Annotated in this window: 26 protein-coding genes; 19 read left to right on the top strand and 7 right to left on the bottom strand. The window is 55.3% G+C overall.

Annotation, left to right across the window (positions count from 1 at the left end; genetic code table 11):
* Positions 1 to 64: 64 nt before the first annotated feature.
* Both BM123_RS06760 and BM123_RS06755 read left to right on the top strand, forming a co-directional pair.
* The gene (locus tag BM123_RS06760) at positions 65 to 391 is read left to right on the top strand and encodes a HesB/IscA family protein (protein ID WP_090166611.1); all 327 of its coding nucleotides are present in this window, start codon (positions 65 to 67) and stop codon (positions 389 to 391) included.
* Positions 392 to 726: 335 nt separating this feature from the next.
* Complete coding sequence (locus BM123_RS06755) at positions 727 to 1224, top strand: hypothetical protein (RefSeq protein WP_090166609.1); 498 nt, start codon at positions 727 to 729, stop codon at positions 1222 to 1224.
* Positions 1225 to 1317: 93 nt separating this feature from the next.
* Here BM123_RS06755 and BM123_RS06750 read toward each other — a convergent pair whose 3' ends face one another.
* Entirely contained in the window at positions 1318 to 2916 is a 1599-nt protein-coding gene (locus tag BM123_RS06750) for a purple acid phosphatase family protein (protein WP_175489272.1), read from the bottom strand.
* A gap of 260 nt (positions 2917 to 3176) precedes the next feature.
* Here BM123_RS06750 and glyA point away from each other — a divergent pair, with 260 nt between their 5' ends.
* The 10 genes from glyA to BM123_RS06700 all read left to right on the top strand — a co-directional run bounded on the left by glyA (position 3177) and on the right by BM123_RS06700 (position 14950).
* Complete coding sequence (gene glyA / locus BM123_RS06745) at positions 3177 to 4469, top strand: serine hydroxymethyltransferase (protein WP_090166605.1); 1293 nt, start codon at positions 3177 to 3179, stop codon at positions 4467 to 4469.
* A gap of 119 nt (positions 4470 to 4588) precedes the next feature.
* Positions 4589 to 5911, top strand: a complete 1323-nt coding sequence (locus BM123_RS06740) for a coproporphyrinogen-III oxidase family protein (protein ID WP_090166603.1) — start codon at positions 4589 to 4591, stop codon at positions 5909 to 5911.
* Positions 5912 to 6120: 209 nt separating this feature from the next.
* On the top strand, positions 6121 to 7299 hold the full coding sequence (locus BM123_RS06735) for a S1C family serine protease (RefSeq protein WP_090166601.1): 1179 nt from the start codon (positions 6121 to 6123) through the stop codon (positions 7297 to 7299).
* Between the two features lie 31 nt (positions 7300 to 7330).
* On the top strand, positions 7331 to 8071 hold the full coding sequence (lptB, locus tag BM123_RS06730; protein WP_090166599.1) for an LPS export ABC transporter ATP-binding protein: 741 nt from the start codon (positions 7331 to 7333) through the stop codon (positions 8069 to 8071).
* A gap of 54 nt (positions 8072 to 8125) precedes the next feature.
* On the top strand, positions 8126 to 9439 hold the full coding sequence (locus tag BM123_RS06725) for a UDP-glucose dehydrogenase family protein (protein ID WP_090166597.1): 1314 nt from the start codon (positions 8126 to 8128) through the stop codon (positions 9437 to 9439).
* Between the two features lie 198 nt (positions 9440 to 9637).
* The gene (gene yidD, locus BM123_RS06720) at positions 9638 to 9919 is read left to right on the top strand and encodes a membrane protein insertion efficiency factor YidD (RefSeq protein WP_090166999.1); all 282 of its coding nucleotides are present in this window, start codon (positions 9638 to 9640) and stop codon (positions 9917 to 9919) included.
* 22 nt (positions 9920 to 9941) lie between these two features.
* Positions 9942 to 11132, top strand: a complete 1191-nt coding sequence (locus tag BM123_RS06715) for a thioredoxin family protein (protein ID WP_175489271.1) — start codon at positions 9942 to 9944, stop codon at positions 11130 to 11132.
* A gap of 114 nt (positions 11133 to 11246) precedes the next feature.
* A complete protein-coding gene (locus tag BM123_RS06710) occupies positions 11247 to 12407 on the top strand; it encodes a prolipoprotein diacylglyceryl transferase (protein ID WP_090166594.1) in 1161 nt (386 codons plus the stop codon).
* Positions 12408 to 12735: 328 nt separating this feature from the next.
* Positions 12736 to 13560 carry a prohibitin family protein gene (locus BM123_RS06705; RefSeq protein WP_090166592.1) on the top strand — a complete coding sequence of 275 codons (825 nt, stop codon included), beginning with the start codon at positions 12736 to 12738 and terminating at the stop codon, positions 13558 to 13560.
* A 289-nt stretch (positions 13561 to 13849) separates the two neighbouring features.
* The gene (locus tag BM123_RS06700; RefSeq protein WP_090166590.1) at positions 13850 to 14950 is read left to right on the top strand and encodes an LptF/LptG family permease; all 1101 of its coding nucleotides are present in this window, start codon (positions 13850 to 13852) and stop codon (positions 14948 to 14950) included.
* A gap of 10 nt (positions 14951 to 14960) precedes the next feature.
* On the opposite strand, the gene BM123_RS06695 is transcribed toward BM123_RS06700, so the two are convergent.
* The 4 genes from BM123_RS06695 to BM123_RS24420 form a co-directional block, all read right to left on the bottom strand.
* Positions 14961 to 15527 (bottom strand): energy transducer TonB, encoded by a 567-nt coding sequence (locus BM123_RS06695; RefSeq protein WP_090166588.1) that lies wholly within the window; start codon positions 15525 to 15527, stop codon positions 14961 to 14963.
* 165 nt (positions 15528 to 15692) lie between these two features.
* The gene (locus BM123_RS06690; protein WP_090166586.1) at positions 15693 to 16133 is read right to left on the bottom strand and encodes a hypothetical protein; all 441 of its coding nucleotides are present in this window, start codon (positions 16131 to 16133) and stop codon (positions 15693 to 15695) included.
* On the bottom strand, positions 16115 to 16501 hold the full coding sequence (locus BM123_RS06685) for an alkyl hydroperoxide reductase (protein WP_090166584.1): 387 nt from the start codon (positions 16499 to 16501) through the stop codon (positions 16115 to 16117). Before BM123_RS06685 ends, BM123_RS06690 begins: the two co-directional genes overlap by 19 nt.
* Positions 16502 to 16814: 313 nt before the next feature.
* Entirely contained in the window at positions 16815 to 17825 is a 1011-nt protein-coding gene (locus BM123_RS24420) for a collagen-like domain-containing protein (protein WP_217642126.1), read from the bottom strand.
* Between the two features lie 12 nt (positions 17826 to 17837).
* Between BM123_RS24420 and BM123_RS24415 the strand changes: the two genes are divergently transcribed.
* The gene (locus BM123_RS24415) at positions 17838 to 18401 is read left to right on the top strand and encodes a hypothetical protein (protein ID WP_217642125.1); all 564 of its coding nucleotides are present in this window, start codon (positions 17838 to 17840) and stop codon (positions 18399 to 18401) included.
* Here BM123_RS24415 and BM123_RS24410 read toward each other — a convergent pair.
* Positions 18398 to 18718, bottom strand: a complete 321-nt coding sequence (locus BM123_RS24410) for a hypothetical protein (protein WP_217642123.1) — start codon at positions 18716 to 18718, stop codon at positions 18398 to 18400. The genes BM123_RS24415 and BM123_RS24410 overlap by 4 nt on opposite strands.
* Positions 18719 to 18809: 91 nt before the next feature.
* Here BM123_RS24410 and BM123_RS24405 point away from each other — a divergent pair, with 91 nt between their 5' ends.
* Positions 18810 to 18968 (top strand): hypothetical protein, encoded by a 159-nt coding sequence (locus BM123_RS24405; RefSeq protein WP_217642121.1) that lies wholly within the window; start codon positions 18810 to 18812, stop codon positions 18966 to 18968.
* Here the strand turns inward: BM123_RS24405 and BM123_RS24400 are convergent.
* Positions 18965 to 19573 (bottom strand): hypothetical protein, encoded by a 609-nt coding sequence (locus tag BM123_RS24400; protein WP_217642120.1) that lies wholly within the window; start codon positions 19571 to 19573, stop codon positions 18965 to 18967. The genes BM123_RS24405 and BM123_RS24400 overlap by 4 nt on opposite strands.
* Before the next feature lie 10 nt (positions 19574 to 19583).
* Between BM123_RS24400 and BM123_RS24395 the strand changes: the two genes are divergently transcribed.
* Genes BM123_RS24395 through BM123_RS24375 form a run of 5 tightly spaced genes read left to right on the top strand, consistent with a single transcriptional unit; the run spans position 19584 to position 20975 of the window.
* On the top strand, positions 19584 to 19724 hold the full coding sequence (locus tag BM123_RS24395; protein ID WP_217642119.1) for a hypothetical protein: 141 nt from the start codon (positions 19584 to 19586) through the stop codon (positions 19722 to 19724).
* A 21-nt stretch (positions 19725 to 19745) separates the two neighbouring features.
* Entirely contained in the window at positions 19746 to 19922 is a 177-nt protein-coding gene (locus BM123_RS24390) for a hypothetical protein (RefSeq protein ID WP_217642117.1), read from the top strand.
* 21 nt (positions 19923 to 19943) lie between these two features.
* Positions 19944 to 20336 (top strand): hypothetical protein, encoded by a 393-nt coding sequence (locus BM123_RS24385; RefSeq protein ID WP_217642116.1) that lies wholly within the window; start codon positions 19944 to 19946, stop codon positions 20334 to 20336.
* A 21-nt stretch (positions 20337 to 20357) separates the two neighbouring features.
* Complete coding sequence (locus BM123_RS24380) at positions 20358 to 20777, top strand: hypothetical protein (protein ID WP_217642114.1); 420 nt, start codon at positions 20358 to 20360, stop codon at positions 20775 to 20777.
* Between the two features lie 39 nt (positions 20778 to 20816).
* Positions 20817 to 20975 (top strand): hypothetical protein, encoded by a 159-nt coding sequence (locus BM123_RS24375; protein WP_217642113.1) that lies wholly within the window; start codon positions 20817 to 20819, stop codon positions 20973 to 20975.
* Positions 20976 to 21110: the final 135 nt, after the last annotated feature.

The following is a 21110-nucleotide window of genomic DNA, read 5'->3' as shown; positions in this document are numbered from 1 at the left end:
GTAGAACGGTAAATCAGTTCCGTGCTTCTACCATCTACAGACTACAAACTACAACTCTACCCCTATGCTCTTCGTAGCCGATAGTGCCAAAGAACGATTACAATCGATTCGGGAGACCAAAGGCCTCACTGAAGACTATTTCCTGCGTGCTACCATCACCAGTGGAGGATGCTCCGGGCTTAGCTACGTCCTGGACTTCGACAATGAAGTGAAGGACAAAGATCAGGTCTTCGAAGACAACGGAGAAACCGTCGTCTGTGACCTCAAGTCTTTTCTCTACCTGCACAACTCCACCCTGGAGTTCAATGGAGGGCTCAACGGTACGGGCTTCTCCTTCAACAACCCTAACGCCAGCCGCGAATGTGGGTGTGGAGAGAGTTTTGCGGTGTAGTACCCCAATCAGATTAGCTTAAAAAAGCTCTGTTCACGGTGTGAACAGAGCTTTTTTATTCCATCCCAATCGCGACACCAATAAAGATGATAAGAATGGCGGGGCTAAATGCAGTGAATAAGATCAGCAGGAGCATGAGAGAAGGTTCAGATAACCGATGACACGTGCTCGGGTGGGTATCACAACTGCTAAGATATGCGAGTGAATAATTCTTATCCTCAATTTAAAAGAACGGACATCCTTTAGCCAACTGGCTTGTTCTCGACCAAAAGGCCGACACTGCGCCGCCTCCAAAATGCGGTAGCCCTAAAATACCAACGAACCAAAAGACCAATATGGAAGGACCACAAATTCGCTTCGATCATTTCCTCGAGCAATTTCCGCAGATCGAACTACCGATGACTTTCTCCGACGATACCGCCCGGACGATGAGCAAAGAAATTCCGCCGATACCGCCGCGGGTCATTGAGCAGTATATCTTGCCCCTCGAGCCCGGGATGGCAGATGAACTCACCGAGTTCGTCGCCTGCCTCCGTTTGCCCGATGCCGACGAATACGTTGGCCTGGTGTATTGGCGGGCTGATCTGGCGCAGTATCACTACACCCTGGTAACGATCAACCTGAAAACCCAGGAATTGATCGACCGGATGGTTATCGCCGGCACCAGCTACGACGGGGAAGAAGTTACCCAGTCTCACTCCGTACTTACCGAAGCACTAATGATCTACCAGGTAAGCGGCCAGAGCCCCGGAGGCACCTTTGATTATAAGGCCTCCAACAGCACCGCCCGCCGCTTCCAGATTGCAGAGTCGGGTAAAATCATAGAAATGTAGCTTCATGGGTGAACGCAACTGAGCAATGGTGTATCGAGAAACCCGCATCTTGCAACTTGCAACCTGCACCTTACAACCTGCAACCTGCCTCCCCTACCTCACCTCAAACTTCCCCAGCACCCGGCCAGCCCCCTTAACGACCATCTGTAGTCGTTCTCCCCGGGGCAAACTTGGCAGTTGGAGGTTTTCCGAATAAGGGCCAGGGCCCCGAACAGATAGTGTCTTCTGCCAAAGCAGGCGCATCTGGCTATTGAACACTAAAACGGTTGGTGAGCCTGCGGCGGGCATTTGGAAATTTACCCGTAGCCGGTTTTGTGCGTCCCGGCTAAGAATAGGTTTCTTATCCGCACTCTGCATGCTTGCCCCTGGTCGACGGCCCGCAGGAAGAGGCCCTTGTGCTACCGGCGGCGTTCCCGCCGCCCGGCGCTGAATACGAAGCACGTCTCCACCGTTGTCGGCGTCCCAGTAATACATACCGGCGGGGCTTTTGAAGCGGGCCAGGTAGTCTACTTCGTTCACCACGTAGGAAGAGCGGTCAATGTCTACCGTTCTGATTTGGATCTGGCGGAGGCCTACCCACAGCCATTTGAACTGATTGAAACGGCCGGAGGCCCTCGTCCAGGGTTTATTATCGTCATTGGCCCGAAGGGGAGCTCCCCAGCAGCCTTCGCCCACATAGACGGTTCCGTAACGATCATCACGAATGAAGCCCTGGCTTGCGCCCAACTCACGACTCGGGCGAATGGGCCAGGTTTGTTTTACGGTGTGGACGTCGGATTCACAGACAAGATTCATCCCGTATTTCGTAAAACGCGTAGCCCAGAGGGTGATCAGTTCGTCGCGCTCCGGCTTAGCGCTTGTATGTGGCCGCATGGAATGATGATACTGGGCGATCTTCCAACTGGATTTGCTGCGGGAGAGATCGTTCTCCAGCCAATCGAGCTGGTCTCCGCCGGGCGGAAAAAGGGTATTCAGGGTGTACGTACGTAACAATCCGCCGGCAAAACTGAGTGCATAGTAAACATCCGGATTGGGCACATCAAACAGATTATAGATGGATGCGTTGGACCGTTCGTGATTGCCCCGGGCGGGCACGATGGGTGTCAGTCGCCCGTCTGAACTAATCGTTAATTGCCAGTCATCGAACCAATCCTGCCATTCCGCAGCGGTATCGCCGTTGGTCATATCCCCGCCGAAAAGAACGAAATGGGGCTTCAGTTTACTCACTAAGCGGTTGGCAGACTGAGCTACGTCGCGGTTATTTCGACTGTCTCCACCGGCAATTATACTGAGCGGTTTATCGGGGGTGTTATGCGGTGTTTCGAACAGCATCCGCTGGCTGGCGCCATCAGAGTCCACCACCAGAAAGTAATAAATAGTTCCTGGTTGCAGCCCTTTGATACGTACAAAAACATTACGCATACCCGCATGATTGACTTGTCGGGACGGGCTGGCCGTGAAGCGATATTTTTCCGTAGCCCGCCCGTGGTCCTGGGTATCATAGACCACCTTTACACTCGAACCAGTGGGTTGCTCAAAACCGATAACCATACTGGTGGCGGGGTCTTCCCGCCAGGTGAGGCGGTAGCGGCGGGTGGACGCATCAAGACTCAGGGAATAGAGGAAGACGGGAAGAAAAAGCAGCAACATCAGGCGCGGACGCAGGATGCAGGCGACGTTTTGGGGGCGCAAAGTTTGGTCCAGGGGAAGCTTAACTCCTATTCCCTGCTTTCCAATCCCCTCCCCTTGCACCTGCGGTCGCGCCCTGAAAAACTGTACTGCGTGAAAAAACCAATTGGTTATATGCATGAACCATACTCTCTTTATAGCCGGGAAATCGTAACCAACTAACAATTTTAATGGGCTAAGGATTGCCAGTACCGACATTCTTTCACGTAATTTTGTGCTTTCGCTAACGACTCGCTTTCGGGCAACAAAGAAACAACCTAAATATGGGACGTGATACTGCTGTTTTCAACCTTATCGATCAGGAACTCGAACGCCAGCGCAATGGCATTGAGCTCATCGCCTCTGAAAACTTCACTTCTCAGGCCGTTATTGACGCTATGGGGAGCTGCCTGACCAATAAATATGCTGAAGGCTACCCAGGCAAACGCTATTATGGAGGCTGCGAAGTCGTAGATAAAATTGAGCAACTTGCCATTGACCGTCTTTGCGAACTCTTCGGTGCTGAATACGCCAACGTGCAGCCGCACTCCGGCGCTCAGGCCAACGCCGCCGTTTTCCTGGCCTGTCTCAAGCCCGGCGATAAGACCCTCGGTTTCAGCCTCGCCCACGGCGGCCACCTGAGCCATGGCCACCCGGCGAACTTCTCCGGCAAGCACTTCGAAGCCCACTTCTACGGCGTGGAGGAAGCTACCGGACGGGTTGACATGGACAAGGTTGCCGAGAAAGCCCGTGAAGTGCAACCCAAGATGATCATCTGCGGTGCCTCGGCTTACAGCCGCGACTGGGACTACGCCCGCTTCCGCGAAATCGCCGACGAAGTCGGCGCTATCCTCCTCGCGGACATTGCCCACCCCGCCGGCCTCATCGCCGCCGGACTACTCAACGACCCGCTGCCCCACTGCCACATCGTTACGTCAACGACGCACAAAACTCTCCGCGGCCCGCGTGGTGGCATTATCATGATGGGCAAAGATTTTGACAACCCCTTCGGCAAAGTCTTCAAGAAGAGCGGCAAGCCCTTCAAGATGAGTCGCATCCTCAACGGTGCCGTCTTCCCGGGAATGCAAGGTGGCCCATTGGAGCACGTCATTGCGGCCAAGGCTGTCGCCTTCGGCGAATCCCTTCAGCCCAGCTGGAACACATACGGTAAGCAGGTGATTGCCAACGCACAGGCTATGGCCGACGCCCTCGTTGCTAAAGGCTACCATATCATCAGTGGTGGCACGGACAACCACTCCATGCTCATCGACCTGAGCAATAAGGACGTGAACGGTACCCAGGCAGAAGACGCGCTGAACGCTGCCCACATTACACTCAACAAAAACATGGTCCCCTTCGATAAAAAGACGGCCATGAACCCCTCCGGCATCCGCATCGGCACGGCCGCCGTTACGACCCGCGGTTTCACCGAAGCTGATTGTGTGAAGACAGTTGAATGGATCGACCGCATTATTAATGATGTGGAAAACCAGGAGGTGATTGATGCCGTGCGTAGTGAAGTGCATGCGTTTATGCAGGCCTTCCCGCTTTATGAAGAAAGTAGTGTGGCACTGTAGTTTTGTGGTAATGTAGGCCGTCGTTGGAGGCGCTGCTGAATTCTGCCGTAATGTACACCGCCTCCAACGCGCGGCAGCTACTACAGTACGACCAAACTACCCGACTACAGTACTAAACAATGCTCTACCTCCACATTCCCTTCTGCAAACAAGCCTGCAGCTACTGCAACTTCCACTTCAGCACCAGCATGAAGACGCGGGAGGCAGTGATCGGCGGCATCTGCAAGGAACTAAAAACCCGGCGGGGGGAACTGGCGAACGGGCCGGTTCCCTCCGTTTATTTTGGGGGCGGGACGCCTTCGATATTAACGGCTGAAGAGTTAAAGCGGATTTTTGAGGTCTTGTTTCAGGAAGGGTACCTGGATAAAGGAGCCCGCTCATCGGATGTATTTTCCGGCCTGACGCAGTCGGACGGCAGTTCATCCGATGTGTCGGGTGAGCAAATTAGTCGGCTTCCTGCCGACACATCGGATGAACTTTTTACCGGCGTTGCCAGGCAAAAAGATGCATCCGATGAGCGACCAGACTACCAGGCAACCGAAATTACCTTAGAAGCCAACCCCGACGACCTTGACGAAGCCACCATTCAGCTTTTGGCCGATTCTCCCGTCAACCGTCTCAGCATCGGCATCCAGTCTTTCTTCGAGGAGGATCTTCGCTTCATGAACCGGGCACACAGCGCGGCGGAAGCCCGCGCTGCCGTAGAGAAAGTCAACCGGGCCGGCTTCCACGACGTGAGTATTGACCTCATCTACGGCGGGCAAACCACCACCGATGAGATGTGGGCGGAGAACCTTCGCATCGCCACCGATCTGGGGGTTAACCACATCAGCGCCTACGCGCTGACGGTAGAGCCCAAGACTGCCCTTGGGGTACAGGTTGCCAAAGGCAAAGTGCCGGATACCAATGATGCCAAATTCAACCGCCATTTCAACAAGTTGGTGGATCATCTTACGGCCAGCGGCTACCGCCATTACGAGATATCGAACTTCTGCCTGCCGGGGCACGCCTCCAGGCACAACTCCGGTTACTGGTCCGGGCAGCCCTACCTTGGCATCGGTCCGGGCGCCCACGGATTTGACGGACAGCATACCCGGCGCTGGAACGTGAGTAACAACGCCGCCTACGCCAAGGCCTGGGCGGAGATTAATTCCGCCGAAGACTTCGCCGCCGCCGATGGCTTCCTCTACGAAGAAGAACACCTCTCCGCCACCGACCGCTACAACGAGTTTATCATGACGGGCCTGCGACGAGACGTCGGGGTGCAGCTCTCCGATATCGAGCAGCGATTTGGCCGGGAGAAGGCGCAGTTTTTTGCCGAAAGCCAGCAAGCCAACGTGGCCGAAGGCCTGTTCCTGAATATTGGCGAAGGAGTCTATCGCCTTACGCGGGAGGGACGGATGCGGGCGGACGGAGTGGCGTCGGATGGGTTTTGGGTGTAGTTTTACAGTTGACTATAATCGACGGTACTATCGCTAACGAAGGAAAAACTGACTTGTAACCGGGGCAGCCCTCTTCCGAAAAGACAACCACATATCGCCTTCGTCGTTTAATATACCTAAGCCGAAGTAGTTTAGGGTAGCTAGCACGAAGCTAGCAAGTGATATAATTTTAAATCACTTCGCCTTAGGTATAAAACAAGTTGATAACCATGCAATCATTCTGGCGATTATTTGCGGCGGCGCTAGGCGGTGGAATACTGGCGGCGGTGCTGGTACTGGCCGCCGTTGGCGGCCGGAAGGCGGCTGTTCAGCCTGCTACTTCAACGGACATGGCACCTGCGGCTGCGCCCCTGTCTGTTCAGAACGAAACACCGATGCTGGTTGCGGATGATTCGGAGGCTTTCCCCGAGCTTCCCCTGCCCGTTGACCTCCGCGCTGCGGCGCGCGTGGCCACTCCTGCGGTTGTACACATTACGGCCCGTAACGGTGGCCGTCGGCGGGAAACCGTTAAAGCCCTTTTTAATCGGGGAGCCGATGATGAGCCGATGATCGCCGGCGGCGAAGGCTCTGGCGTGATTTATACCTCTAACGGCTACCTGATCACCAACAACCACGTGGTAGAAACAGCCACCGAGATAATCGTTACCACAACCGACCGGCGCACTTTTCCCGCCAGTCTGGTGGGCGCTGACCCAAAATCGGACCTGGCTGTATTAAAAATTGAAGCTAATGATCTGCCGTTTCTGGAACTGGCGGATTCCGACGCGGCGGAGCCCGGCCAGTGGGTACTGGCCGTGGGCAGTCCCCTGGGCCTGACCAGTACCGTAACGGCAGGCATCGTTAGTGCCAAAGGCCGCAGCATTCAGTTGTTTCCTGAGTTGGACGCCATTGAAAGTTTTCTGCAAACAGACGCAGCCGTTAACCCCGGCAACAGCGGTGGACCACTCGTTACCGCTGACGGAAAGCTACTGGGCATCAACACTGCCATTGCATCCAGAACGGGCCGCTTCCAGGGCTACAGTTTTGCCATTCCGATTAACCTGGTTCGGCGTATTGCTGATGACATCATCGAATATGGAAGTTTCCAGCGAGCCTTCCTGGGCGTGGAAATTTCCACGCTTACCCGCAGCGACGTTAAACGCTTGAAATTGAAAAACCGGACGGAGGGTGTCGTCGTCGACGCTATCTTTGCCGGTGGTTCCGCCGAAACAGCAGGATTGCTGGTTAATGATCTGATCATAGGCATCGGCGAGCGTCCCATTCGGGACCTGCCGGAACTGACCGAATTTATCGGTAGAGCGAAGGTTGGTGAAACGTTAAATCTTAAGGTTGTGCGCAACGGATTGGTCCGGGAGGTCATCGTGAAGATGTTAGCAGCAAAGGAATAGTGTTGAACAAGCAGAATTGTAATTCTAAGATATGCGATTAAGAAGCGAAAGCCTCATTAAGAAATACGGAAGCCGCACGGTAGTGAAAGGCGTCTCTCTTTACGTAGACCGGGGAGAGATCGTAGGTTTGCTTGGGCCTAACGGAGCGGGTAAAACGACCACCTTTTACATGACAGTAGGCTTCATTAAGCCCAATGAAGGGCGTGTATACCTCAACGAGGAAGACATTACGGAGTTACCGATGTATAAGCGCGCCCAGCGTGGAATCGGCTACCTGCCACAGGAAGCTTCTGTGTTTCGCAAACTGAGCGTAGAAGACAATATCGCTGCCGTTCTGGAAATGACGGACCTGAGCAAAGCAGAACAAAAAAAGAAGCTGGAAGACCTCATTGAGGAATTCAGCCTGGAGAAAGTGCGTAAAAGCAAGGCCGATACACTCTCCGGCGGCGAACGCCGGCGAACGGAGATTGCCAGAGCACTGGCTACGGACCCCATGTTCATTCTACTGGACGAACCCTTTGCCGGGATCGACCCCATCGCGGTAGAAGACATTCAGTATATCGTTGCTAAACTGAGAACCAAAAATATTGGCATCCTGATTACAGACCACAATGTTCAGGAAACGCTGAGCATTACCGACCGGGCCTACCTCATGTTTGAGGGCAACATCCTTAAAGCCGGAACGGCCGAAGAGCTGGCGGCTGACGAGATGGTGCGTAAGGTCTACCTCGGTAAAAACTTTGAGCTGCGCCGTAAAGTCATCGAGCTCTGATTCTCCTCCTCTCGCCCCCGTGCTATTGTATATTTGCGCTCCCAAATAATCCCCATGAATATTGCCGTTGTTGGAACGGGCTACGTTGGCCTGGTAACCGGAACCTGTTTTGCTGAAACCGGAAACGAAGTAATTTGTGTAGACATCGATGCCGATAAGGTAGAGAAGATGCGGCAGGGCGAAGTGCCCATCTATGAGCCGGATCTTGAGGTGCTCTTTGAACGCAACCAACGGCAGGGGCGCCTTAGCTTTACAACCGACCTCAAGCAAGCCGTAGATCATGCCGAGATCATTTTCCTTGCCTTACCGACACCACCCGGAGCGGATGGCTCGGCCGACCTGCGCTTTATCCTGGGCGTAGCAGCGGAATTGTCCCAAATGATCACCCGTTACACCGTAGTCGTTGACAAGAGCACCGTGCCCGTAGGAACCGGCGAACAAGTACACGCCGCCCTGGCTGAGCATCTGAGTGAAGATCTGTTTGACGTGGTCTCTAATCCTGAGTTCCTGCGCGAAGGTGTAGCCGTAGACGACTTCCTGAAACCCGATCGAGTGGTGATCGGCACGTCCAGCTCACGTGCTGAAGAAAGCATGCGACGCTTGTACGAACCCTTCGTTCGCTCCGGCAATCCAATCATCTTTATGGACGTTCGCTCCGCGGAGATGACAAAATATGCCGCTAACTCTTACCTGGCGACACGTATCTCCTTCATGAACGAGATCGCTAACCTGTGCGAAATCGTAGGAGCTGACGTCGACGCCGTTCGTAAGGGCATGGGCAGCGATTCCCGCATCGGCAAGCGATTCCTTTTCCCAGGTGTAGGTTACGGAGGTTCCTGCTTCCCAAAAGACGTGCAGGCGCTTGCCCGTACGGCCGGGCAACACGACTACAGCTTCCGCATTCTTGATGCCGTAATGAACGTCAATGATTACCAACGCCTGCGGATTGCAGATAAAATTGAAGCTTATTACGGAGAAGACCTTAAAGGCAAAACGGTAACTCTCTGGGGACTGGCCTTTAAGCCCAATACGGATGACATTCGCGAAGCCCCGGCCTTATATACCATTGATCGATTGCTCGCCGCCGGAGCGCAGGTGCGAACATTTGACCCCGAAGCAATGGACAATGTAGAAGCCCTCTACGGAGACAAGGTTGTTTTCTGTGAAGACCAGTATGAAGCTGCTACCGGTGCCGATTGCCTGGCAATTATGACGGAATGGTCCGTTTTCCGGACCCCCAACTTCGATAAGCTTAAGGGGGCTCTTAGTAAGCCGGTCATCTTTGATGGCCGTAACCTCTACGATCTCCGCCGAATGGTAGAGGCCGGCTTCTACTACGACAGCATCGGACGAACTACCGTGGGCTAAGCCCGCTTCTGAGATAAAACGGAAAAAATTTACTTTTTTTTCAAAGAGACCGAACATCTGAAAATGGGCGCCCGTTGAGCCCAATAACAGTGAAAGTTCTGACCTTTGCGAGAGGCCCCGTTTATAATAACCGGGCCTCTCTTTTTTTTAGCTACAGCCTTTAAACAACCAGACTGCGGTCTCTGTCGTTTTATCTTCATGCTAAAGTGGCTGCTCATCTTCCCCATTCGTTTATATCAGGTGACTTTGTCTCCCCTGCTCGGTCCCAACAAGTGCCGGTACCAACCTACTTGTTCCCATTATGCTATTGAGGCAATCAAAGTGTGGGGTCCATTAAAGGGGAGCTGGCTGGCCGCCAAACGAATTGGCAGCTGCCACCCCTGGGGTGGCCACGGCCATGACCCGGTCCCCAAAAAGCCGGGTGCCGACAATACCGAAAAACAAGAGCACGAAGTGCTGCGCGGCAAACCCTTATCTTAGGGCTTGTTTAAAAATTCTTTCCATGAAAATATTCTCCAAGCTATCCCTTTTCGCCCTTATTGCGTGTTTTTCCCTTAGCCTCAACGGTCAGGGTATTGAGTTTTTTCACGGCAGCTGGGAAGAAGCCCTGGCAAAGTCCGAAGCTGAGGGCAAACTGATCTTCGTTGACGCCTACGCCAGCTGGTGTGGTCCCTGTAAAAAAATGGCGGCCAATGTTTTCCCGTTGAAGGAAGTAGGTGACTATTTTAATGCAAACTTCATCAACATGAAGTTCGACATGGAAAAGGCAGAATCTACCGAGTTTAGGGAGAAACACAGCGTTCGTGCCTTCCCAACACTGTTTTTCATCAATGGAAAGAATGAAGTAGTACATCAGGTAGTAGGTGGTAAGCAAGCGCAGGGGCTGATTTCTGCCGGCGGAGCGGCCATGGCCAAAATGGACGATCTGCCCGCTCTCGGAGAACGCTGGGAAAGCGGTGATCGCGACAGCAAACTGGCCTTCACTTACATCCGTGCGCTTGTGCGCCGCGGCGAGCCCCATATGAAGGTTGCTAATGACTATCTCCGGACACAAAAAGATCTGACGAGCGAAGACAACCTGAACATCCTGCTGATTGCGGCCACTACGGCCGATAGCCGGATCTTCGATTTGATGATGCAGAATAAAGCTGGCATCATTGCTCAGTCCGGACAGTCAGCCTTCGACCAGCAAGTTAGAACGGCCGTTAATGCTACCAAGGACCGTGCGATTGAATTCAAGGATGAGAGCTTGCTAAAGACCGCCGTGAAGAAGCTATCCAGCGTAGACCCGACCGCCGGCAAGCAGTTAGCCCTGCAGGGCGCTTACGAACTGGCCGCCAAGGGAACCGACTCAAAGGCTTTCTACAAAGCGACCAGTAAATACCTCGATAAGGCCGTTGGTGATGACATTAATAAACTTACCGATGTTTACAAGGTCGTATCCACTTCTCGCTTTATCCACGAGCAAAAAATTCTTGACCTGGCCGTTGACGCCGGCTCGCGTGCCGCAGCCGGAGACCCTACGGGCGGATTTCAAAAATATTACCGGCTAGCCGATTTCCTCTTTAAGCAGGGAAGAGAAGAACAGGCGCTTAGCTTCGCCAGGCTGGCCAAAGAAGCCCTCGACCCCAAGCAGGCCAACTACATCCGGGCCGTAGATGGTCTCATCAAACGGATTGAAGAGGCACGGTAGTCCGGAAGTACTGATTATCGTACAGCGGGAATTACCTTCGTGGCGTGTTGCCTGCCGAAGTGCGCATTCGCCTTTAGCAGTGTCCCCTCACTAACCGCTTAACGGATTTCCGATATGTACCCAGATTTATCCTACCTTTTTCATGACCTCTTCGGCACGGCGAGGGATAACTGGTTGAGTATTTTCAAAACCTTCGGTTTCTTTCTTCTGCTCGCCTTCCTGGTGGCAGCCAGACTACTGAAGTGGGAATTGGAGCGACGAGAAAAACTGGGGCAACTAAAACCCGTCCGGACGACAATAGTACCCGGCAAGACGGTGACCGTCTATGATTATGTCTTCAATGCCCTGCTTGGCTTTGTAATTGGCTATAAAGCCCCCTACGCCATCTCTAATATTGAGATGTGGAAGCGCGATCCTGGTGGGGTACTGCTTTCGCTGGAAGGCTGGTGGTGGAGCGGACTGATCATCGGCGCCATCTTCCTGGCTTATTACTTGTATTTAGGGCGAAACCAACAGGAGGAGGCTCCAAAAGAAGTGAACGTCTACCCTTCTGACCGGGTAGGCCCCATCACCATGATGGCCGCCGTTGGGGGCATCCTGGGGGCAAAATTCTTCGCCATCATTGAATACCTGCCCCGCTTCTTCGAAGATCCGCTGGGCGTATTACTGAGTGGTGACGGACTGGCCATCTATGGAGGCCTTATCGGTGGAGCACTGGCCGTTTACCTTTATCTGCGCAAGCACAAAATCAAACCCGTTCCGGTGCTCGACGCCGTAGCTCCTTCCCTGATCATTGCCTATGGCGTGGGGCGGATAGGCTGCCAGCTGAGTGGTGACGGTGACTGGGGTATCGTGGCAAAGGCCATTCCCGACTGGTGGTTTTTACCCGATTGGGTCTGGCGTTTTGACTTCCCGCACAACGTGTTGGGGCGGGGCGAAAAAATTCCCGGTTGCGACCTGGAATACTGTACCCGGTTAGCCGAAGCCGTCTACCCTACTTCCATTTATGAAACCCTGATGGCATTTGCCATTGGCGGGCTGCTCTGGGCATTCCGCAAACGGCTTACGGCTATCCCCGGGTTACTGTTCGCGATCTACCTCTTCTTCAACGGCGTAGAACGATTCTTCATCGAGTTCGCCCGGGTAAATGATCGCTACAACCTACTGGGAGTAGAGCTCAGCCAGGCACAGATTATCGCCATTTGCTTTATGCTGGCGGGGCTGATCGGTGGCTGGTGGGCCATGAGGAAAGCTGGTGGGCAAACAACCACTTAGCGGGCGGCAGCCTCGGACAAGTTCAGGCGATACCGCAGGTGCAAAGAACGTTTTTTGATGGCAATGCGGAGGGCGGGTAAAAACAGGCTTGGCGCCGAAAGACTTAGCCCCCACCTGAATGCTGACCTTTCGATCTTAAACGGCGAAATATCACCATTTTTAGCAGGCTCTACCCAGGTTAGTCGCTCCCTGGCCTCCCTCCGTCGGAAAAAGACCTTTGGGAGACAACCCTTCCCTGCTATTTTACCTTTCCATTGCACCCGCGTTCTGCGCCCCAAAAACAGGTGGACGCGAAAAAGGGTATCTTTCCAGTAACAATAGAAGAAATATGAATCAGAAGAAATTCATGACTTACGGCATCATCGGCTTTTTCCTGCTGGTGGCGCTCCTGATGTTCAGCAACGCTACGTTCGTAACGATTGACTCCGGTGAGCGGGGTGTGATCTTCCGGCCCTTCAGCACGGGACTGGACAAAGCCAACATCTACCCTCCCGGTTTCCACGTGGTGGCTCCCTGGAATGACATGTACGTCTACGAGGTCCGCGAACGCCAGCTCGAAGAAGAAATGGAAGTCCTTTCCAGCAATGGCCTGAACATTAAGGTGGACATTACGGCCCGTATCCGACCTAATTTCGGACAGGTTGGTGATCTGCACGAAAACTTCGGCCGGGAGTACGTCGACCGACTCGTCCGCCCGGAAGTACGCTCCGCCGTCCGGCAGGTGATTGGCAAGTTTACACCCGAGGAACTCTACAGTACGAAGCGCGATGAGGTCGAGACGCTCATTTCAGAAAATCTGAGCAAAGTACTCGCCACTAATTTCATTGACCTGCAGGCCGTTTTGATTCGCGACATTGAGCTACCGGAGAAAGTCCGGACCGCCATCGAGGAAAAGCTCGAGGCGGAGCAGGGCTCCCTTAAGTACGAATACATTCTGACCCGCGAGAAGCAGGAAGCCGAGCGTCGCCTCATCGAGGCGCAGGCCAAGGCCGATGCCAACGCCATTCTTTCCGCCAGTCTCTCCGACAAGATTTTGCAGGACAAAGGAATCGAGGCTACCCTCGAACTGGCGAAGTCTCCCAACAGTAAAGTCATCGTCGTAGGTGGCGAAGGTGGCGGCGGTCTCCCTCTCATCCTCGGAGGAGGGAACTAAATTGTAGTTGGGCAGACGGTAGTGCCGTAGAAGGCAAGTTGTAGCTTTCGCCTTAAACTTTCTTTAACCGCACACTGTCTTTTCCCCAGGCAACGCATCTGATAACCGGCCGTATCTTCGCCTTCGGAGATACGGCCGGTTTTTGTTTACAGGCTTCTTTAAACCCTTCTGTGAACCTCTGTGACAACCTCCGTGTATCCTCTGTGGTTATTTCAGCCAAGGTTCCCCATTGTTATTTCTGTCGGACTTTCTACAACTTACCATCCTCCTCGTCTACCAGCTAAAAAGCATGCTAAAAAAACTCGATTGGTACATCATTGGTAAGTTTCTGAGCACCTTCTTCTTTACGGTGCTTATTTTCTCGATGGTGAGCCTGATCATTGATTTCAGCGAAAAGATCGAGCGTTTTATTGAGAGTGACATCTCCAAAATGGAGATCACCTTTGAGTATTTCCCTACATTTTTACTTTTCATTCTCGGCTTCCTCTGGCCGATGCTTACGTTGATTTCCGTCATCTTCTTCACCAGTCGAATGGCAAACAACTCGGAGATCATCAGTATCCTGAACTCGGGGGTAAGCTTCCGTCGCCTCCTGCGTCCCTATTTAGTAACGGCGGGGTTTTTGACCCTGCTATACGTCGTCGGTTTGCACTACGTCATCCCCTATGCCAACAACCACCGGACGGAACTGGAGCGTACCTACTTCGGCAAAAATAAAGACGAAGGCCGGACGGCCAACGTACACATGTTTGTGGCGCCGAATACGAAAGTATTCATGACCCACTTCAGCAAACGGGACAGCTCCGCCAGAAATTTTCGCATTGAGTCTTTTGAAGATAGTGAGCTGCGAAAACTGACGAAGGCCCGCTCGGCTAAGTTTATCCCCGCTACGGATTCCACGGGAGCCTTCTGGCGCCTGTCCAGCTACGAGGTGCGCACCTTCAATGGACTGGAAGAAAGCCTTGAAATCGGCGGCGGGCATAAACTGGACACCGTCCTTAACCTCTTCCCGGAAGACTTTGTGGACTACAAAGAGCAGCAGTCGGCCATGAGTACCCCAGAGCTCCTGGCCCATATCCGCAAACAACGGGAACGGGGTGCGGGCAACATTCGTAAGTACGAAGTAGAAATGGCCCGACGAACCGCCGAGCCATTTACCTTAATCATTCTGGTGCTGATTGGCGTCTCCGTCGCCGGCCGCAAGACCCGTGGTGGGATGGGCGTCCAGCTAGCCATCGGGATGTTCATCGGGGCACTGTTCGTATTCCTGAGCCGCTTTGCTTCCACGATCAGCGTGAGCGCCAATTTGCCCGTCTATCTGGGCATGTGGATGCCGAACATCATCTTCTTCGCCGCAGCAATGTATTTCGTGTCTAAGGCGCAGCGATAGGGAAGGTTACTTAGTCTTTCAGCTCAAACTTTACGGGTAGCATAAATTGAACAGCAACCGGCTTGCCCTTTCTTATGCCGGGCTCGAAGCGAATGTTATCTTTCTTCATTTTACTTACGACCTTGTTCACGGCTTTACCCAAACCGGCGCCAGGGTCCCGCACTACTTTGATCTCGGTAATAGCTCCGTGTGCCTCCACGACAAAGCTTACAACGGCGAGGCCTTCTACTCCTTTCTCCCGCGCCTTGTTGGGGTAGCGAACGTTGTGATAGATATACTGCAGCATGGCTTGATCTGCGCAGGCCTTCCGCTTTTTGTACTTCATTAACTCTCCGCACTTCCTACCGGGAAACAGCGGCATTTGATCAGCCGTTTTATAGACTTTACGCCCGGCTACTTCCGTGTAGTCCTCCGTGAAATCAGCGGAGGCTTGCTCTGGCAACTCGACCGTAATGGTCGTTTTGTCTTGCCCTGAGACAGCGGTGGCGGGAAACATTTGCGGGATAAAGCCGAGGGCTAATGCGCAACAGGTCAGGCTAACGCCCAACCACAAATAAGGTGATTTGGAAATGATCATTTCAGGGGGTGTTTTTATAAAGACGTTTTGGAGTAGGGTTTTGGTGGGTGGGGTACGATGTTTTTTTCACAGCAGGGGTTGAATGGAAGAATTGGAGAATGATAGAATGACTTGACCAGGAAATTCTACCATTCTCTAATTCTATCATTATAACCCCCTGTTTTGTTATTGCTGGATATTCACCATCATCGTCACCCCCCAGCACCCCGTCCACAGGATCGTTCGCCACCAATTAACGGTGATGAGTTGGGCAGACAGTGAAAGGTGATTCTCTTCAATATCCAGGGCGGCGTGGAGGGGCACTGCCCGAAAAAAGGTGATGGCCCAGGCGAGGAGAATCAGAATAGTATTCAGCAACAGGTCAGTGCTTCGGGCCGTCAGCAGTAAACATCCGTAAACGGCTAACTGCCCGAGCATGATGGGCATTACCACGTAGGTGACGCGGCGGGTATAGGCCCGATGCCAGATCCGGAAGCCCTCCCGGTGAAAATGTTGAAACGAAGGGTAAATAACCAGCTGTACGAGCCAGATGAGGACCAGGGCAGCGGTATCGAAAACCAGCCGCAACGCATGGAGGGTCGGGAGCTCTAGGAAGTTAGTCGCCATCGGTAGACTTTATGAACGCGCCAGAGGATGAGGCCGAAGGGGATCCACCAGATAAAGTCGTTAGTGATCAGGGTGTAGAAGAAGCCGAAGGGGACGAGCCCGGTGGCGTAATTCATCAGGAAGCCGGCGGGACCGAAGAGTTTGCCCAATCCGCCAACGGCAACGATCGGCCAGTGCCGCATCGGGTCGTAACTGGCCCACCAATAGCCCAGACCGTAGACACCGATGACCATGCCCATCCCCTGCCACACCATCGGGTGGCGCATGGGTTCCATGCCGACGAGCTCCCAGAAATGCTGAGGAAAAAGAACCACCCAGGCACCCCAGAGGATATTGTAGATGGCCGCCAGGCGGAGGGTGGTTTGCATCCAGGCGGGGCTGCCCGTATCGTGTTGCTTGTCGTTTGTCATCGAAGAGCGTAACAGGAAGTGGCATGAATGGTTACAAAAAACAAGGAGGTATTTCCACTGCTCATTAGCGTTCCATGGCACCTGCGAACGCGCTGAGCCTATCGAAGTGTCCGCGCCTGAACATCAGAGTGGAGTTGGCGCATACGCAGGTGCAGGGGGAAGTTGGAGGAGCCATGAAGGAAGCTCCGTAAAACAAGAAAACCGTACCGCTACTGGAGCGATACGGTTTTCTATGTTCAAGTCAGTAGCCGGAAAAACCGGCTGTGTCGTCCTAGAAGATTACGAGGGTAATCATCTGGAGCGTATCAAGATCAATTGGATTACCATCTAAGTCTAAGAAGCGAATGATCGCGTCTCCGTCTTCGTAGGTGATCGTCTGTACTACACCGAGGGTATTGGAGTTAACCTGGAAGATGTTGTTAAACATCGTCAGGTCTTCTTCGAAGAGGCTTACCCGGAGGTAGGTCTCAGCGGGGTTACCATCATCCTCAGCGGTAAAGGTCAGGTTGCTACCTGCGTCATATACTTCCGTGAAAGTGGTACCAGCATAGCTGGCAGCTGCACGAGCAATTCCGGATGGGCCACGAGGACCAACGGGGCCTTGCTGGCCACGTACACCCTGTGGACCCTGGATACCCTGGATACCTTGCTCGCCCTGGAGGCCACGAGGACCTTCAGCACCATCTTCACCGTCCTGGCCAGCGGGACCTTCCGGACCCATCATACCCATTTCGCCCTGCGGGCCGGCAATGCCGGGAACACCCTGAAGACCACGGGGACCTTCAAGACCGATAGGACCTTGTGGACCAACGGGACCAGCTTCACCCTGGATACCCTGGATGCCCTGGTCACCTGCGGGACCTTTGAGGCCCTGTTCGCCTTGCTCACCGCGAAGACCTTGTGGGCCTTCGGGACCTTCCGGGCCTTGAATGCCTTGTGGGCCTTGCTCGCCCTGGAGACCACGTTCACCCTGGAGACCACGCTCGCCTTGAAGGCCGCGCTCGCCCTGAGGACCTTGTTCGCCATCAGCACCATCCGTACCGGCTACACCTTGGAGGCCTTGTGGGCCTTGCTCGCCTTGTGGGCCACGCTCTCCCTGGATGCCACGTTCGCCCTGAAGGCCACGTTCACCCTGAAGACCGCGCTCCCCTTGAGGACCTTGCTCACCATCAGCTCCATCAGCACCCTGGATACCCTGGATACCCTGTGGACCTTCAGGACCGCGGGGGCCTTGCTCACCACGAGCGCCATCAGCACCAGCTAGTCCCTGAGGACCCATCATACCCATCTCACCTTGTGGGCCAGCAATACCGGCGACACCTTGTTCGCCTTGTGGACCAGTAAGACCGATAGGACCTTGTGGACCTTCAGGACCGGCTTCACCCTGGAGACCCTGGATACCCTGGTCACCTGCTGGGCCTTTGATGCCCTGTTCGCCTTGTTCACCGCGTTCACCCTGGATGCCCTGAGGACCTTCAGGACCTTCAGGCCCCTGTACACCTCGTTCACCCTGGATGCCTTGAATGCCCTGAGGACCTTCAACGCCATCAACACCAGGTGCGCCTTCGAAGCCACGTGGGCCACGTTCGCCCTGCTCACCGTCAGCACCGTCTTCGCCATCAGCTCCGGCAGGACCTTGAATACCCTGAGGACCTTGGTCACCCTGAATACCCTGAAGTCCGCGTTCGCCTTGTGGGCCACGCTCACCCTGGATTCCCTGGAGACCACGTTCGCCCTGCGGGCCCTGGTCACCTTGAATACCCTGGATGCCTTGCTCGCCGCGCTCACCCTGGGGGCCTTGCGCGCCGTCTTCGCCGTCAACTCCGTCACGACCGTCCTGGCCGTCAGCTCCAGCTAGACCCTGAATACCCTGAGGACCTTGGTCACCCTGAATACCCTGAAGTCCACGTTCGCCTTGTGGGCCACGCTCGCCTTGGATGCCTTGGAGACCACGCTCACCCTGTGGGCCTTGCGCGCCGTCTTCGCCATCAGCTCCGGCAGGACCCTGAATACCCTGAGGACCTTGGTCACCCTGGATACCTTGTAGTCCGCGTTCGCCTTGTGGGCCTTGCTCTCCCTGGATTCCCTGAAGACCACGTTCGCCCTGTGGGCCCTGGTCACCTTGAATACCCTGGATGCCTTGCTCGCCGCGCTCACCTTGGGGGCCTTGCGCACCGTCTTCACCGTCAGCTCCTGCTACACCTTGGATACCCTGAGGACCTTGGTCACCCTGGATACCCTGTAGTCCGCGTTCGCCTTGTGGGCCTTGGTCACCCTGGATGCCTTGGAGACCACGTTCGCCCTGCGGGCCCTGGTCACCTTGAATACCCTGAATGCCTTGCTCGCCGCGCTCGCCCTGGGGGCCTTGCGCACCGTCTTCGCCGTCAACTCCGTCACGACCGTCCTGGCCGTCAGCTCCAGCTAGACCCTGAATACCCTGAGGACCTTGGTCACCCTGAATACCTTGAAGTCCGCGTTCGCCTTGTGGGCCTTGCTCGCCTTGGATGCCTTGGAGACCACGCTCACCCTGTGGGCCTTGCGCGCCGTCTTCGCCATCAGCTCCGGCAGGACCCTGAATACCCTGAGGACCTTGGTCACCCTGAATACCCTGAAGTCCGCGTTCGCCTTGTGGGCCTTGGTCACCCTGGATGCCCTGGAGACCACGTTCGCCCTGTGGGCCTTGATCACCTTGGATTCCCTGGATGCCTTGCTCGCCGCGCTCACCCTGAGGGCCTTGCGCGCCGTCTTCGCCGTCAGCTCCGGCAGGACCCTGAATACCCTGAGGACCTTGGTCGCCCTGAATACCCTGAAGTCCGCGTTCGCCTTGTGGGCCTTGGTCACCCTGGAGACCACGTTCGCCCTGCGGGCCCTGGTCACCTTGAATACCTTGGATGCCTTGCTCGCCACGCTCGCCCTGTGGGCCTTGCGCGCCGTCTTCGCCGTCAGCTCCGGCAGGACCTTGAATACCCTGGGGACCTTGGTCGCCCTGGATACCCTGTAGTCCGCGTTCGCCTTGTGGGCCTTGGTCACCCTGGATGCCTTGGAGACCACGTTCGCCCTGCGGGCCCTGGTCACCTTGAATTCCCTGGATGCCTTGCTCGCCACGCTCGCCCTGTGGGCCTTGCGCACCGTCTTCGCCGTCAACTCCGTCGCGACCGTCCTGGCCGTCAGCTCCAGCTAGACCCTGGATACCCTGGGGACCTTGGTCGCCCTGAATACCTTGAAGTCCGCGTTCGCCTTGTGGGCCTTGCTCACCCTGGATTCCCTGGAGACCACGTTCACCCTGTGGGCCTTGGTCACCCTGGATTCCCTGGATGCCTTGCTCGCCACGCTCACCCTGGGGGCCTTGCGCGCCGTCTTCGCCGTCAGCTCCAGCTAGACCCTGGATACCCTGAGGACCTTGGTCGCCCTGAATACCCTGAAGTCCGCGTTCGCCTTGTGGGCCTTGGTCACCCTGAATACCCTGAAGTCCGCGTTCACCTTGTGGGCCTTGGTCACCCTGGATTCCCTGGAGACCACGTTCGCCCTGCGGGCCCTGGTCACCTTGAATACCTTGGATGCCTTGCTCGCCACGCTCGCCCTGTGGGCCTTGCGCGCCGTCTTCGCCGTCAGCTCCGGCAGGACCTTGAATACCCTGAGGACCTTGGTCGCCCTGAATACCCTGAAGTCCGCGTTCGCCTTGTGGGCCACGCTCGCCTTGGATGCCTTGGAGACCACGCTCACCCTGGGGGCCTTGCGCACCGTCTTCGCCGTCAACTCCGTCACGACCGTCCTGGCCGTCAGCTCCAGCTAAACCTTGGATACCCTGGGGACCTTGGTCGCCCTGAATACCTTGAAGTCCGCGTTCGCCTTGTGGTCCTTGCTCACCCTGGATTCCCTGGAGACCACGTTCGCCCTGTGGGCCCTGATCACCTTGGATTCCCTGGATGCCTTGCTCGCCACGCTCACCCTGGGGGCCTTGCGCGCCGTCTTCGCCGTCAGCTCCAGCTACACCCTGGATACCCTGAGGACCTTGGTCGCCCTGAATACCCTGAAGTCCGCGTTCGCCTTGTGGGCCTTGGTCACCCTGGATGCCCTGAAGACCACGTTCGCCCTGTGGGCCTTGGTCACCCTGGATTCCCTGGATGCCTTGCTCGCCGCGCTCACCCTGTGGGCCTTGCGCGCCGTCTTCGCCGTCAGCTCCAGCTACACCCTGGATACCCTGAGGACCTTGGTCACCCTGGATACCTTGTAGTCCGCGTTCGCCTTGTGGGCCTTGGTCACCCTGGATGCCTTGGAGACCACGTTCGCCCTGCGGGCCCTGGTCACCTTGGATTCCCTGGATGCCTTGCTCGCCGCGCTCACCCTGGGGGCCTTGCGCGCCGTCTTCGCCGTCAGCTCCAGCTACACCCTGGATACCCTGAGGACCTTGGTCACCCTGAATACCCTGTAGTCCGCGTTCGCCCTGTGGGCCTTGGTCACCCTGGATTCCCTGGATGCCTTGCTCGCCACGCTCACCCTGGGGGCCTTGCGCGCCGTCTTCGCCGTCAGCTCCAGCTACACCCTGGATACCCTGAGGACCTTGGTC

Source organism: Neolewinella agarilytica (assembly GCF_900110645.1).
Lineage (GTDB): Bacteria > Bacteroidota > Bacteroidia > Chitinophagales > Saprospiraceae > Neolewinella > Neolewinella agarilytica.
The sequence above is the reverse complement of the archived record's forward strand: the minus strand, read 5'-3'. Positions and strand labels throughout refer to the sequence as shown.

Coding starts and splice junctions, on each gene's coding strand:
- BM123_RS06715 (WP_175489271.1), top strand. CDS start 9,942: ATGAAAATATTCTCCAAGCTATCCCTTTTCGCCCTTATTGCGTGTTTT.
- BM123_RS06700 (WP_090166590.1), top strand. CDS start 13,850: ATGCTAAAAAAACTCGATTGGTACATCATTGGTAAGTTTCTGAGCACC.
- BM123_RS06755 (WP_090166609.1), top strand. CDS start 727: ATGGAAGGACCACAAATTCGCTTCGATCATTTCCTCGAGCAATTTCCG.
- BM123_RS06690 (WP_090166586.1), bottom strand. CDS start 16,133: ATGGCGACTAACTTCCTAGAGCTCCCGACCCTCCATGCGTTGCGGCTG.
- BM123_RS06710 (WP_090166594.1), top strand. CDS start 11,247: ATGTACCCAGATTTATCCTACCTTTTTCATGACCTCTTCGGCACGGCG.
- BM123_RS06705 (WP_090166592.1), top strand. CDS start 12,736: ATGAATCAGAAGAAATTCATGACTTACGGCATCATCGGCTTTTTCCTG.
- BM123_RS06760 (WP_090166611.1), top strand. CDS start 65: ATGCTCTTCGTAGCCGATAGTGCCAAAGAACGATTACAATCGATTCGG.
- BM123_RS24420 (WP_217642126.1), bottom strand. CDS start 17,825: ATGATGGGTCCTCAGGGACTAGCTGGTGCTGATGGCGCTCGTGGTGAG.
- glyA (WP_090166605.1), top strand. CDS start 3,177: ATGGGACGTGATACTGCTGTTTTCAACCTTATCGATCAGGAACTCGAA.
- BM123_RS06695 (WP_090166588.1), bottom strand. CDS start 15,527: ATGATCATTTCCAAATCACCTTATTTGTGGTTGGGCGTTAGCCTGACC.
- lptB (WP_090166599.1), top strand. CDS start 7,331: ATGCGATTAAGAAGCGAAAGCCTCATTAAGAAATACGGAAGCCGCACG.
- BM123_RS06685 (WP_090166584.1), bottom strand. CDS start 16,501: ATGCAAACCACCCTCCGCCTGGCGGCCATCTACAATATCCTCTGGGGT.
- BM123_RS06740 (WP_090166603.1), top strand. CDS start 4,589: ATGCTCTACCTCCACATTCCCTTCTGCAAACAAGCCTGCAGCTACTGC.
- BM123_RS06725 (WP_090166597.1), top strand. CDS start 8,126: ATGAATATTGCCGTTGTTGGAACGGGCTACGTTGGCCTGGTAACCGGA.
- yidD (WP_090166999.1), top strand. CDS start 9,638: ATGCTAAAGTGGCTGCTCATCTTCCCCATTCGTTTATATCAGGTGACT.
- BM123_RS06735 (WP_090166601.1), top strand. CDS start 6,121: ATGCAATCATTCTGGCGATTATTTGCGGCGGCGCTAGGCGGTGGAATA.